The organism is Metabacillus herbersteinensis, from assembly GCF_042433335.1.
Classification (GTDB): domain Bacteria; phylum Bacillota; class Bacilli; order Bacillales; family Bacillaceae; genus Metabacillus; species Metabacillus herbersteinensis.
On sequence record NZ_JBHLVO010000003.1, the window covers coordinates 226,352 to 239,038 of the forward strand.

At 36.7% G+C, this 12,687-nt stretch carries 15 protein-coding genes; 8 read left to right on the forward strand and 7 right to left on the reverse strand.

Annotated features, from left to right (window positions below):
- Positions 1-40: 40 nt before the first annotated feature.
- A complete protein-coding gene (gene yugI / locus ACFFIX_RS06160) occupies positions 41-445 on the forward strand; it encodes a S1 domain-containing post-transcriptional regulator GSP13 (RefSeq protein ID WP_378931643.1) in 405 nt (134 codons plus the stop codon).
- Between the two features lie 334 nt (positions 446-779).
- Here yugI and ACFFIX_RS06165 read toward each other — a convergent pair whose 3' ends face one another.
- Complete coding sequence (locus ACFFIX_RS06165; RefSeq protein WP_378931646.1) at positions 780-1,010, reverse strand: DUF378 domain-containing protein; 231 nt, start codon at positions 1,008-1,010, stop codon at positions 780-782.
- Positions 1,011-1,158: 148 nt separating this feature from the next.
- Here ACFFIX_RS06165 and ACFFIX_RS06170 point away from each other — a divergent pair, with 148 nt between their 5' ends.
- The 3 genes from ACFFIX_RS06170 to ACFFIX_RS06180 all read left to right on the forward strand — a co-directional run bounded on the left by ACFFIX_RS06170 (position 1,159) and on the right by ACFFIX_RS06180 (position 4,393).
- Complete coding sequence (locus ACFFIX_RS06170) at positions 1,159-2,322, forward strand: iron-containing alcohol dehydrogenase (RefSeq protein ID WP_378931648.1); 1,164 nt, start codon at positions 1,159-1,161, stop codon at positions 2,320-2,322.
- A gap of 168 nt (positions 2,323-2,490) precedes the next feature.
- Complete coding sequence (locus tag ACFFIX_RS06175) at positions 2,491-3,840, forward strand: glucose-6-phosphate isomerase (RefSeq protein WP_378931933.1); 1,350 nt, start codon at positions 2,491-2,493, stop codon at positions 3,838-3,840.
- Between the two features lie 145 nt (positions 3,841-3,985).
- Positions 3,986-4,393: a YugN-like family protein gene (locus ACFFIX_RS06180; protein WP_378931650.1), complete on the forward strand. Its 408-nt coding sequence runs from the start codon at positions 3,986-3,988 to the stop codon at positions 4,391-4,393.
- On the opposite strand, the gene ACFFIX_RS06185 is transcribed toward ACFFIX_RS06180, so the two are convergent.
- Together ACFFIX_RS06185 and ACFFIX_RS06190 are read right to left on the reverse strand one after the other, a co-directional pair.
- Positions 4,390-5,385 (reverse strand): potassium channel family protein, encoded by a 996-nt coding sequence (locus ACFFIX_RS06185; protein ID WP_378931652.1) that lies wholly within the window; start codon positions 5,383-5,385, stop codon positions 4,390-4,392. The two genes, ACFFIX_RS06180 and ACFFIX_RS06185, sit on opposite strands and share 4 nt — an antisense overlap.
- An 8-nt stretch (positions 5,386-5,393) precedes the next feature.
- Positions 5,394-5,639, reverse strand: coding sequence for an atypical membrane-integrating protein (Mistic protein) (locus ACFFIX_RS06190; protein WP_378931654.1), 246 nt, complete (start codon positions 5,637-5,639; stop codon positions 5,394-5,396).
- 249 nt (positions 5,640-5,888) lie between these two features.
- On the opposite strand from ACFFIX_RS06190, the gene ACFFIX_RS06195 reads away from it, so the two are divergent.
- From ACFFIX_RS06195 to ACFFIX_RS06210, 4 genes are all read left to right on the forward strand, one after another.
- Complete coding sequence (locus ACFFIX_RS06195) at positions 5,889-7,553, forward strand: glycoside hydrolase family 13 protein (protein WP_378931656.1); 1,665 nt, start codon at positions 5,889-5,891, stop codon at positions 7,551-7,553.
- Between the two features lie 447 nt (positions 7,554-8,000).
- Positions 8,001-8,792, forward strand: coding sequence for a protein kinase domain-containing protein (locus ACFFIX_RS06200; protein ID WP_378931659.1), 792 nt, complete (start codon positions 8,001-8,003; stop codon positions 8,790-8,792).
- Between the two features lie 113 nt (positions 8,793-8,905).
- The gene (locus ACFFIX_RS06205) at positions 8,906-9,124 is read left to right on the forward strand and encodes a DUF2651 family protein (protein ID WP_378931934.1); all 219 of its coding nucleotides are present in this window, start codon (positions 8,906-8,908) and stop codon (positions 9,122-9,124) included.
- A 222-nt stretch (positions 9,125-9,346) separates the two neighbouring features.
- A complete protein-coding gene (locus tag ACFFIX_RS06210) occupies positions 9,347-9,586 on the forward strand; it encodes a protein YuzH (RefSeq protein WP_378931661.1) in 240 nt (79 codons plus the stop codon).
- Between the two features lie 39 nt (positions 9,587-9,625).
- Here ACFFIX_RS06210 and ACFFIX_RS06215 read toward each other — a convergent pair whose 3' ends face one another.
- The 4 genes from ACFFIX_RS06215 to ACFFIX_RS06230 all read right to left on the reverse strand — a co-directional run bounded on the left by ACFFIX_RS06215 (position 9,626) and on the right by ACFFIX_RS06230 (position 12,267).
- Positions 9,626-10,432 carry a protein-glutamine gamma-glutamyltransferase gene (locus tag ACFFIX_RS06215; RefSeq protein WP_378931663.1) on the reverse strand — a complete coding sequence of 269 codons (807 nt, stop codon included), beginning with the start codon at positions 10,430-10,432 and terminating at the stop codon, positions 9,626-9,628.
- Between the two features lie 103 nt (positions 10,433-10,535).
- A complete protein-coding gene (locus tag ACFFIX_RS06220; protein ID WP_378931665.1) occupies positions 10,536-10,904 on the reverse strand; it encodes a hypothetical protein in 369 nt (122 codons plus the stop codon).
- 40 nt (positions 10,905-10,944) lie between these two features.
- Entirely contained in the window at positions 10,945-11,751 is an 807-nt protein-coding gene (locus ACFFIX_RS06225; protein WP_378931667.1) for an MBL fold metallo-hydrolase, read from the reverse strand.
- Positions 11,752-11,817: 66 nt separating this feature from the next.
- Complete coding sequence (locus ACFFIX_RS06230; protein ID WP_378931669.1) at positions 11,818-12,267, reverse strand: SRPBCC family protein; 450 nt, start codon at positions 12,265-12,267, stop codon at positions 11,818-11,820.
- Positions 12,268-12,687: the final 420 nt, after the last annotated feature.

A 12,687-nucleotide genomic window follows, 5' to 3' on the forward strand; every position in this document is an offset into this window, starting at 1 on the left:
ATAAGAGAACGTATAATATAAGAAATTAGGAGTGTTTTTCATGACAACCAAATACGAAGTAGGCAGTATTCATACAGGTAAAGTAACAGGAATTCAAGCATATGGTGCGTTTGTTGCACTAGACGAAGAAACTCAAGGTTTAGTTCACATTTCTGAAATCACACACGGTTTTGTTAAAGATGTGAACGAACATTTAAAATCAGGCGAAGAAGTACAAGTAAAAGTACTTTCAGTTGACGAAAAAGCTGGAAAAATTAGTCTTTCAATCCGTGCGACTGAAGAAGCACCTGTTGAAGAAAAGAAAGAAGCACCAAGAAAGCCTAAAAAACGTCAAGCAACTGTGAAAGCAGCTGAATTGACTCAAGCACCACAAGGCTTTAACACGTTGAAAGACAAGTTAGAAGAGTGGATCGAGCAATCAAAGCGTGAAGAAGTAAAGAAATAATTGATTAAAGGGATGAGCACAGATAAACTGTGACTCATCTTTTTTTGTTAAAAGAAAGGAAGGTAAAGGAATTGTTGTCGAATTGCGTCTTAATGAGTCGATTGGCTTATAGAACTTCTAAATTGGCCTATAGAACCTCCGATTCGGCTTATAGAAACCTTCAATTCGTTTATAGTGCATTATAAGCGAGTGATTTATTGAAAGTCATCCCAACTTTCGTGGAATTTTAGACTGAATTGAGTAAGTTTTCATTAATTATTGAAAAAAATACACAAAAAAACACCTTGCTTTATCGAAGAGAACGATTTAGCAAAGTGCTTTTTAAATATAATGACTAACGAGCCTCTGGTCTCGGTTCCCTAGCTACTTCTTCTGATGGTTTAAATAGTAAACCAAGATTAATTAGACCGGCAATCCCAACTAATCCATAAATGATCCGTGAGAGTGCTGAATCTTGGCCACCGAAAATGGCTGCTACTAAATCAAATTGGAAAAAACCAATTAAACCCCAGTTTATAGCTCCGATTATTGTTAGAACTAGTGCAATACGTTGAATTGAGCTCATGTTGTAACCTCCTTGTATGTGTCACTACATCTATTAGATTGCTTAAAAAGTCCATATTATATTCATTCAATAAAAAAAATCACTAAGAGCGCTTTTCTTTACAAGAATTTCGGCAATGTACATAATCTAAGTATGGAGGCGATAAATAATGGATAAATTTACATATCAAAACCCAACAAAATTGATTTTCGGTAAAGGGCAAATTGATCAGCTAAAAACTGAGGTGCCTAAATACGGGCAAAAGGTTTTACTTGTTTATGGTGGCGGAAGTATTAAAAGGAGCGGTCTTTATGACCAAGTAATTGCTGCACTAGATGAAACGAATTCACAAGTGTATGAGCTTGCGGGCGTTGAGCCGAATCCAAGGCTTTCGACTGTTCACCGTGGTGTGGAAATTTGTAAGAACGAAGGCATCGACTTTTTATTAGCAGTTGGTGGTGGAAGTGTTATTGACTGTACGAAAGCGATTGCTGCTGGTGCTAAGTATGACGGAGATGCATGGGACATTGTCACGCGCAAACATTTCCCTGAAACTGCACTTCCATTCGGAACGGTTTTAACATTGGCTGCAACTGGGTCTGAAATGAATTCCGGCTCTGTAATCACTAACTGGGAAACAAAAGAAAAATACGGCTGGGGAAGTGCTTTAACATTCCCTCAGTTTTCAATATTAGATCCTGTTAACACTTTTACAGTGCCACAAGATCAAACAGTCTATGGCATGGTTGACATGATGACACATGTCTTCGAACAATACTTTCACCATACAACGAATACTCCATTACAGGATCGATTCTGTGAATCGGTGTTAACGACGGTAATGGAAGCAGCTCCAAAATTAATTGAAGACCTAGAAAATTACGAGCTTCGTGAAACGATTTTATATTCCGGTACCATCGCATTAAACGGCTCCCTTCAGATGGGCTACCGTGGTGACTGGGCTTCTCACAATATCGAGCACGCTGTATCAGCTGTTTATGATATTCCACATGCAGGTGGACTTGCAATTATTTTCCCTAATTGGATGAAGCATACGGTAGATGAAAACATCGGTCGCTTTAAGCAATTAGCTGTACGAGTTTTTAATGTTGAAGCAAAAGGCAAGGAAGATCGAGATGTTGCTCTCGAAGGAATCGAAAAGCTTAGCGAATTCTGGAGCAGTATTGGCGCACCAAGTCGTTTAAGCGACTATAACATCGACGATGAAAACCTAGAGCTAATCGCAGATAAAGCAATGTCGAATGGTGAATTTGGTAACTTTAAAAAGCTAAATAAAAACGATGTGCTAACGATCTTAAGGGCGTCATTGTAAAAAAAAGAGCGGTGAGCTGATAGGATTGTCAGCTCACCTTTCTCATAGGTAAAAAAAAAAATACAAGTGATAACGCTTACAAAATAAGGCTTGCTTGATTTAGCGTCTAAGTTTAGATAAAGTGAAAGAGGCAGAAATAAATCTTATAAAATAATGGAGGAAAACGATTTGACACATGTTCGTTTTGATTACTCTAGTGCTTTATCTTTTTTTAGTGAACATGAACTTACATACTTACGTGACTTCGTAAAAGTTGCTCATCATTCAATTCATGAAAAAACAGGTGCAGGTAGTGAATATTTAGGATGGGTGGATCTTCCAACTGAATATGATAAAGAAGAATTTTCACGCATTCAAAAAAGTGCTGAAAAAATTAAATCTGATTCTGATGTACTTTTAGTCGTTGGAATTGGTGGCTCATATTTAGGAGCTAGAGCGGCAATAGAGATGTTAACTCATTCTTTCTATAATGCATTATCAAAAGAACAACGCAAAACTCCTCAGGTGGTTTTTGTCGGAAATAATATCAGTTCTACTTACATGCAAGACTTGAAGGAGCTAATTGATGGAAAAGATTTTTCTATTAACGTGATTTCTAAATCAGGTACAACAACTGAACCTGCACTTGCATTTCGTCTCTTCCGTAAACTTTTGGAAGAAAAATATGGACAAGAAGAAGCGAAGAAGCGTATCTACGCTACAACAGATAAAGAGCGTGGAGCATTAAAAACACTGGCAACTGAAGAAGGCTATGAGTCATTCATTATTCCTGATGACGTAGGTGGTCGTTACTCTGTTCTAACAGCTGTTGGCTTGCTTCCGATTGCTGTTTCTGGCGTTGACATTGAAGCGATGATGAAAGGTGCAGCTGACGCTAGTGAGGACTTTTCAAAATCAGAGCTAGATGAAAACCCAGCATATCAATATGCAGCAGTTCGAAACGTTCTTTACAACAAAGGGAAAACAATTGAAATGCTGATTAACTATGAGCCAGGCCTTCAATATTTCTCTGAGTGGTGGAAGCAGTTATTCGGAGAGAGCGAAGGAAAAGATCAAAAAGGAATTTTCCCATCATCGGCAAACTTTTCAACTGATTTACATTCAATGGGTCAATACGTGCAAGAAGGACGTCGTGATTTATTTGAAACAATTATTAAAGTTGAAAAATCTCGTCATGAAATTATAATCGAAGAAGAAGCGAATGATTTAGATGGATTAAATTATTTAGCGGGTAAATCAGTGGATTTTGTTAATACAAAAGCATTCCAAGGTACAATGCTCGCCCATACTGATGGCGGCGTACCAAACTTAGTTTTGAACATTCCAGAAATGAATGAATACACATTTGGTTACCTTGTGTATTTCTTTGAAAAGGCTTGTGCAATGAGTGGATACTTATTAGGTGTGAATCCTTTTGATCAACCTGGAGTTGAAGCTTATAAAGTGAATATGTTTGCCTTACTTGGAAAACCAGGATTCGAAGAGGTTAAAGCTGAGTTAGAGAAGCGTTTAAAATAAAGAAAAGGGAGACTCGTATATGATGCGAGCTCCCTTTTTTTGCGGTTTTAAGGGTGGGAATTCTTCATGAAGAAAATGGTAGCATGTTTTAAGGATCCGTGGGAAAACCTACGATAAAAGAGAATTTTAAGGAGGTCGCCCTAGTATGATCGAGATTCCTTCAAAGTTGGAAGGTCAGTCTTTTAAGATGTACTTTTTAGAAAAAGAGATGAAGCCTTTAGGCTACTCAATCGGTGGGAATTGGGATTATGATCATGGTTCGTTTGATTATAAAATAGATGATGAAGTGGGCTATCAATTTTTACGTGTACCCTTTAAAGCTGTTGATGGCCAATTAGATTCTCAAAATACAAGTGTGCAAATTGGTCGTCCGTTTTTATTAGCGCATAAATATCAAATAGGACTTGATGACAACGTGCACATTGGAAATTTCACAGCATCAATTGATCAATTTCAAGAACCACAAGACAAGGACGCTACCTTTCCTGAAGAGCATATTGAACTCGGAAAGGCATTAGTAAAAGAGCTTGAAGCTATTCTGGTAGATGATTAATGTGAAAACACAATTAAGTAGTCTCCAGCAAGGATTTCGTAGGAGAGGGGCGGATTCATTTTCGCTTCCTCTTCTCTTTTTATACCTAAAAGAATAGATTCCTGATCAAGTAGGTGAATGCTAGCCTCTTTGAATGTTTTACCCACTAAATTTTCTGGAACAGGAAGGACTTGAAATGAATTACCTGTTGCAGGATTGAGCTTCGAATAGATAGTAGAAAGTCCATTTTTTGCAAGGTAGCTACTCATAATAAAGTGGCTAGTAAGCTGATAGGTTTTAATGATTTCATCTGCACCTGCTCGTTTTGCATTATTGGCCTGATGCTCGGTTAATATTTCAATCACACAATACAGAGAGGGGTTAATTCCCTTAAGTGCAAGAAGAACCAATACTGATTGCATATCAGCATCTAGTTCATTTTTATGCTGATCAGCCGTGATAATCGCAGCATCTGCTTCTTTAACGTTAGCTTTTAGTAAAGTGAAATCATTTGTTGGATTGCCACGGATAAAATGAACATTTTCCATTAATGGTGCTTCTTTGAGAGAATGATCAATGAGAACAATTTGTTTAAAAGGTTTAACCGCTCGCAGTGATTGAATCATTTCATGTGCTTTTTCGTTCCAACCAATAATTACGACATGATTTTTCCGCTTAAAAGGTATTTCACCATCAACATAGGCTTGTTGTTTTTGAAAAGTAGCGGCTGATAAAATAGCAAAATAGGAAGCGGCAAAGCTTGCACCTATTAAGATCGTCACCATTCCGACTAATTTTCCCGCATGCGTTTTGGGTGTAGAATCACCAAATCCTACAGTTGAAACAGTTACGATTGCCCACCAGATGCCGTCAAACGCTGTTGGAAACTCCTTTGGTTCTATAACTGAAATGAGTTCTCCAAAAAAAAGGATAAGCAAGATGACAATTAAGGCTATTCGAACATGAATTGGCCAGCTTAGCCACTGAATAAGAATCTTGTTCGTTTTGTTCATCATATATATCAGTCCTTTTTATTCGGCAAAAAAGAAAGAACTTCTCGAATAATCGTATTAATCTTTGCGGTTACTTCCTCTTTTCCATAAATTTGAACGGCTTTTTCAATAACTGCTGTTGTTTCGTCCGCAAATTCTATTAACTGTTTGTCCTCTTCAGACTCGTTATAAAACTCTATAAATGAATCAAGACCTTCATTCATTCGATCAATCGCTACACTCAGCGCTTTCTTTTCATCCTCAGTCAACTTCAAATCATCACCCACTTATCCAAACTCGCACTTGCTCTATCGACTAGTATGGCCAAATTTATCCTATAATAAAAAACGGTGCTTGCCCCACTCTTTTAAAGCTTTAAAGATGTAGGTCAAACACCAAAAGAAAATGTTCAATTTTTACCAAATTTAGAGTATAATACTCAGGAGCGATAATGTAAGGGAATACTTGGAATAATTTTCTAAAAGTTATAATTAATGGTTAACCATATAAAGGAGTGTTAAAAAGTGAATAAAGTATGGTGGAAAGAAGCGGTTGCCTACCAAATTTATCCGAGAAGCTTCATGGATTCTAATGGTGATGGCATTGGTGACTTGCGCGGAATTATTTCGAAGTTAGATTATTTGAAGGATCTTGGAATCGATGTCATATGGATTTGTCCAGTCTTTAAATCACCAAATATAGATAATGGTTATGATATAAGTGATTATCAAGATATTATGGAAGACTTTGGTTCCATGGAAGACTTTGATGAGTTATTGAGTGAAGTACATAAACGAGACATGAAGCTTATACTAGATCTAGTTGTGAATCATTCAAGTGACGAGCATCCATGGTTTATTGAATCTCGTTCATCAAAAGAAAACCCTAAGCGTGATTGGTATATTTGGAAAGATAGTAAAGATGGAAAAGAGCCAAGCAACTGGGAAAGTATCTTTAGTGGTTCAGCTTGGGAATACGACGAGAAAACCAACCAATATTATATGCATGTCTTTGCGACAAAGCAGCCTGACCTTAATTGGGAAAACGAAGATATGCGAGAAGCTGTTTACGGAATGATTAATTGGTGGCTTGATAAAGGAATCGATGGCTTCCGTGTGGATGCGATTTCTCATATTAAGAAAAAAGAAGGATTTCCTGATCTACCAAATCCAGAAGGCTTAGATTACGTGTCATCGTTTGATTATCACATGAATGTTGATGGAGTTATGGACTATTTAACAGAGCTCAAAGCGCAAACGTTTGCGCGTTATGACATCATGACAGTTGGGGAAGCGAACGGTGTAAAGCTTGAACAAGCAGAGGATTGGGTTGGAGAAGACAACGGGATCTTTAATATGATTTTCCAATTTGAGCATCTAGGATTATGGGAAACAGGAAAAGAAGGTTCTGTAAAACTTGTTAAGTTAAAGGAAACGCTAACGAAGTGGCAAAAGGGCTTAGAAGGTACGGGATGGAATGCATTATTCCTCGAGAACCATGATCAGCCAAGGTCTGTTTCTACATGGGGGAATGACAAAGAATTCCTTGTTGAAAGTGCAAAAGCTCTTGCGACGATGTACTTCTTAATGCAGGGAACTCCATTCATCTATCAGGGTCAAGAAATTGGAATGACAAATGTACACTTTGACAAAATTGAAGACTATGATGATGTAGCGATGAGAAATTTCTACCAAATTGAAACAGCAAAAGGCCGTACACACGAAGAAATCATGGGAATCATTCAGACAAAAGGTCGCGACAATTCTCGGACACCAATGCAATGGAATGAAGAAAAAAATGGTGGTTTTTCAACGGCAACTCCATGGTTTGGTGAAAACGACAGCTACAAAAATATTAATGTAGAAAAGCAAATGCAAGACCCAAACTCTATTTATTCTTTTTACAAGAAAATGATTATACTTCGAAAGCAACATCAAGTGTTTGTTTACGGAAATTATGATTTACTTCTTGCAGAAGATAAACAAATTTACGCATACACTAGAACGCTCGATGATAAAAAGGCATTAGTATTAAGCAATATGAGCGACAAAGCAGCACACTATCAGTACAGTAAATTGCCACTTTCTTTAGATGCACTAGTACTGAGTAATTATCATATTGAGCCACATAAGCATGTAACAGCTGTAACCTTAAGGCCTTATGAAACTAGGGTATATGTGTTTAACTAAGTGCACGGCGTATTATTTGAAAAATGTCACCCTATTTGATAAACTTAAGTTAGTATTTTAATTTTCATAACTCCAAAGGGGAGTAGCTTTTACACTAAAGTCGTCATTACGGGATCTGATCCTCGGCTTTATTTGGCAACAAACAAGTTGTTAGCGAGACCTTTGCCAATGATGGTAAAGCCCCCTTTATGTATAGAGGCACCTTACCATTTAACGGTAGAGGTGCCTATTTGTTTAAAAAAATGAAAAAAGAAACGGGGAATAAACATGTTTAAAAAAATGATTAAAAGCTTAATAGGTAGCAAATCCCATCATAATTCAAGTAGTGGTTACAAAAAATCAAAGCATTACGGACATCCATCTAAATATGGACATAAACATTACAAAAAAAAGCATAGTTCAAGCGGCTTTTTCAAAAAGTCTTATAGCAGCAGTTGATAAATAAGGATGCTAAAAACCCTTAGTGAATTTTTTGAACGACCCCTAAAAAGTGGATTTGTTATAGAAAACCGTTATCAAATCACAGGCTTTCTTGGTAAAGGTAGTTATGGAATGACGTATTATGCAGTCGATAAAAAAACGTCTGAACGCATTGTTGTCAAACAACTTAGAAAAAGAAAGTACAAAACAAGTAAACAAGATTTTATAAAAGAAGCGGAAACGCTATCGACACTGAGCCACCCGTCAATCCCTAAATGTCTCGACTTTGTTCAATGGGAAGATAAGATGTTTCTGATGATGGAACTAATAGAAGGAAAGAACTTCGAAGAACTGATTCTAGGTGAAGGCCAAATTTACGATGAAAAAGAAAGTTTGCATTTTCTATTAGAAGTCTTGAAAATTGTCAAGTATCTGCATAATCATCAACTGATTCATCGGGATCTAAGACTTCCTAATATTTTGCTGAAAAAAGACCAACTTTTTATCATTGATCTTGGTCTTTCTGAGTTTTTAAATGAAAAAAAGAACCCCACTTCAAAAGAGAAACCCGGTTCACTCGAAAAACAATTATTTCGCGATTTATCAGTGGAAAGTGACTTTTATGCATTAGGACATTTCATTCTCTTTTTGTTATATTCCAAGTTCACTCCATCCTCTAAAAAGGAAAGCAGCTGGGAGGAAGAATTAACGTTAACAAATGACACAAAGCAGATTATTAGAAAATTGCTTAAGCTTGAAGCATGCTATGAGAATGTAGATGAGATCATCCTAAATGTGGAGAATGCCCTAAAGAGATAACATACACAAAAGAAGGAACTTCCAGTAACTGGTCAGTTCCTTCTTTTGTGTATGGAACTAAGAAAGGGTAAAATATAGAGAAATAAAACATGAGGTGTATGATGGAATTTTTAATGATTTTCACTATTTTTCCTTTGCTTGTTTTCCTCGCCACCGTTATAGGCTATCTTCTGACCAAAAAAGTAGTTGTCCCACCAGCTATTATCTTTGTAGTTTTCTCTTTCATTTCTTTACTATTTTTTAATGAAACGTTTTTTGTCTGGGTAATAACATATACAGTGTTATCTGTTACGATTACGCTACTAACCAAGATCATTGTTGACAAACGCTGACTATTAGAAAAAAGACCTCCTGTTTTCACTACTCTTCAACCAATATCGATTCCCTCTACCTGCAAACGGTTCATACTTGAAAACTAGAAAAGTTTAAGAATCTATGAAAATAGGAATAGAAGAGTAGGGAGAACTTTCCAACCTTTAAAGAATTGAAATACAGTAAAATAAGGTAGAAAATGAGAAAAGAGAATCATAGATTGTAATGAGATTGGTGATGATATGCGAATCCTAAATTACTCCTTTAAAAAAAGAGGGAATATTGACTTTATCTTTGATCAATTTCCTCACTCAGTAGTTGTATTTGCTCCGATAAAAAACTATTATTTTATTCGATATGTACGATGGGATGAAAGAGACCCTATCGTTTTAAGGCAGGATCTCGCTGCAATGGAATTAGAAGCAAACAAACACTTGAATTGCTTCGACTGGTATAAGAGGCGGAAGGCATTTGGAAAATAAAAGGGGTGACACTTTCAATTTCCAGTCCGAAATTGATTTCTAAATCCACATTCTCTTAGATCCAATTCGAGTCACGATCGTATTCTCTTGTAAAAAAGCAGGAACTCGCAAATTGTCCATTGGGCTGAAGTTATAAAGAAATTTTGCGTCTAAACGAGTCACTTGTGACAGTAAAAAGGGTGATTCAGTGGCTCCTGGCCTCCTTTTTTTACTTAAGGATTCAATAATACCTGCAGCGTCCTTAATGCCAATCCCATGTCCATAGAATAAGTTATTACCTAGATAAATTGCATTTTCGCCTCTCCATTGTGGGGTTTTGGGATTAAAATCGGGATTCTTAAAATACAAGCAATCACCTGGTAAATAATCATTTCCTCTTCTTGTATAAATCGAGAGGTCGTCGTCAAAATGCCAATCATATAAAATCATTCCTTGATACAAACGATTAAATTGATTAAGATCTATCGACTCAAGAACAGCCTTGTAGTAAACAATAACGATTGAGGTTGCACACTCAAAGGCATAGAGCTGTCCGTTATTAAAAATGTCATTGATTGCGTCTGAAGGACTTACCCCTTGACGAATAACAAATCCACCTTGACTGGTCAATGTCCATAGTTTTTCATTGCACCTCGAAGTAGCAAAAGTAGCAAACTTCACACCACTTTTGTAAAGATCTTCTGCAGCTTGTATCGACTCCATCCGTAGCTTTAATTCAAAAAGAAATTGTGAACGATTTGTGTAAGAATAGGTTTCCTGATAGCGATTCATCAACTGAATGATTTCATTTTGTTGATCAGTAAACGAAGATGACTGAAGGTTATACCCATTTTGTATGATGATCATGATGAGCCTCCTAAAGGTTATTCCTACAGTTTATGGGTAAAAACAAGGAGATAGAAACATTATTAAAAAAAGCTACCGAACATGAAGTTCAAGTAGCTTTTTTTTACTCTTTAATTTTAAATTTCGCCACTACGAATTGTAATTCTTCGGCCAATGACGAGAGTGATTGAGCAGAGGAAGAAATTTCTTCTATGTCTGCAACCGTTTCTTGTGTTCCTGCTGATACTTCTTGGCTAGAGAGTGAACTTTTTTCGGAAATTGATTTAACATGTTCTACTGCTTCAACAATTTGTGAGCTAAGGTTATTTAATTCATCAACAGAAATGGAAACTTCTTTTATACTAATCGAAACACCATTCATTGATTGATCAATTCTTGAAAAAGCTGTGTTTGCTTCATTTGTGTAAGATAAGCCATCAGAAACCAGTTTGTTACCTATTTCCATCGCCATACGGGAATTTACTGACTTCATCAAAAAGAACAGCGGTGGGACACCGATGTTCTACTCCATGTTATTTGCGATTCTCGGGTATTTCTGATTGGTCAAAATCTCTAGCAAGTTTTTCCAAGTTTGTCTCTAATTCTTCATCGACCATCGGGAGTCCATGGCCAGTTACGGCTATTTGCGGCTTTAAAGCAGCAAGTGTTTTTACTGATGCCGAAGCGGCTGGCCAATCGGATGTAAAGTAGGCAGGTGGTCCGCTTATTTCTTGTTTTTGTGTCATGACTTTATAAAGTGATTCCTGCTCAACGGTTACAAATGCATCACCTGCGATTAAAGCTCGGTCAAGTTCTCTGAATAAAGAAATATGTCCTGGAGTATGTCCGGGTGTATGTATATAACGCCATCCTTCTAAAGCTGGAATGCTTCCATCGGCTGGGAGAATCTCTAGCCTTGAGCCTATGTCAATGCTGTGGCGTGGAAACATTGGTGAAAGCTTGGCAATGAGCCCTTCTACTTCTGGATTAGGTGGTGGATAATCTGATTTACCTGTAAGATAGGGTTCTTCTAAAACATGTGCATAAACGGGTACATCCCACTTATTAGTAAGGCCTTCTAGAGCACCGACGTGATCAAAGTGACCATGAGTTAATATGATGCTTTTTAATCGACAATCCTCACCAAACCGCTTTTTTGCTTCCTCAATAATCATTTCATGTGAATCAGGCATACCCGCATCAATTAAGGTGAATTCATTTGATACACTTGGATTACCAAGAAAAATCACATTAACGATTTGAACAGAAAAACAGTATACATCTGGTAACACAGCCATACTCATCCCACTGGATATTGACGTCATAGGCATTTTTTCCATATGAATACCTCCAATAAAAATGTTTAGAGATAGTATGGATGTTTGTTCAACAAAATATCAATTTGTTCATACCTGTGATTCTGCTACACGTTTCACTCTCTCAGCAAATTGAACGACTATTTTATCACTTGCAAAAATTAAAAATAACTTAACAAACCATTTTAAAGCTCGATTTGTAGCTGTATACGTGAAAAGTAAGTTGTCCTCATCAAGTTTTTTGAGTTCGTAGAGAGCTGTGATTTCGAACATGTTTGCAAGTGAAAATCCTACTTTCAGTCTTTTATTATCTGGTGTATCATGATATTCCAATGTTTCGACTTCGTATTCTTGAATGCGCTTACCTTCCTTGTATTTCTGACGATAAATGCTACCAACTATATCATCTGTTTCTTTTATGGGTGTATTCTCAATTACTTGTGGCATGATCTTCTGCATATCCTCCAAGGTTCCATTAAGCAATTCCCATACTTCTTCAATAGGAGCTTGAATATTAATTTCAGTTGACCACTTTCTCATCTCATGTCCTCCAAGGTTTATATGAATGTATATTTTATCTATATACGATTAAGTAACCGGTTTTTCCTGCACACCTACACTTTTACATTAAAAAGGATAGACAAAGCAAATTATAAGTGGCTTTGTCTATCCTTATTATTTAATGAAAATTACAGGCAGGTGAAAATAAAAAGTGGTGCCTAAAAATCAGGCACCCGTCTCTCCTGTCCGTACATTGGTTAAGTGTCCCGCAACAAGCGAATGTTCAGGAGAGACTCTTCTAGTATATGCTGACGTAGAATATATAATCATCAAAAACACAGATTTAATTGTGCTTGTTTGAGCTAGGGTCTTCTTTGATGCTCTTAGCTTATTTTAAATTGACTGTTCAATTTAAGATTCTATATCTAAAGAATGTGGGAGTATTGTAAATTTTATTAA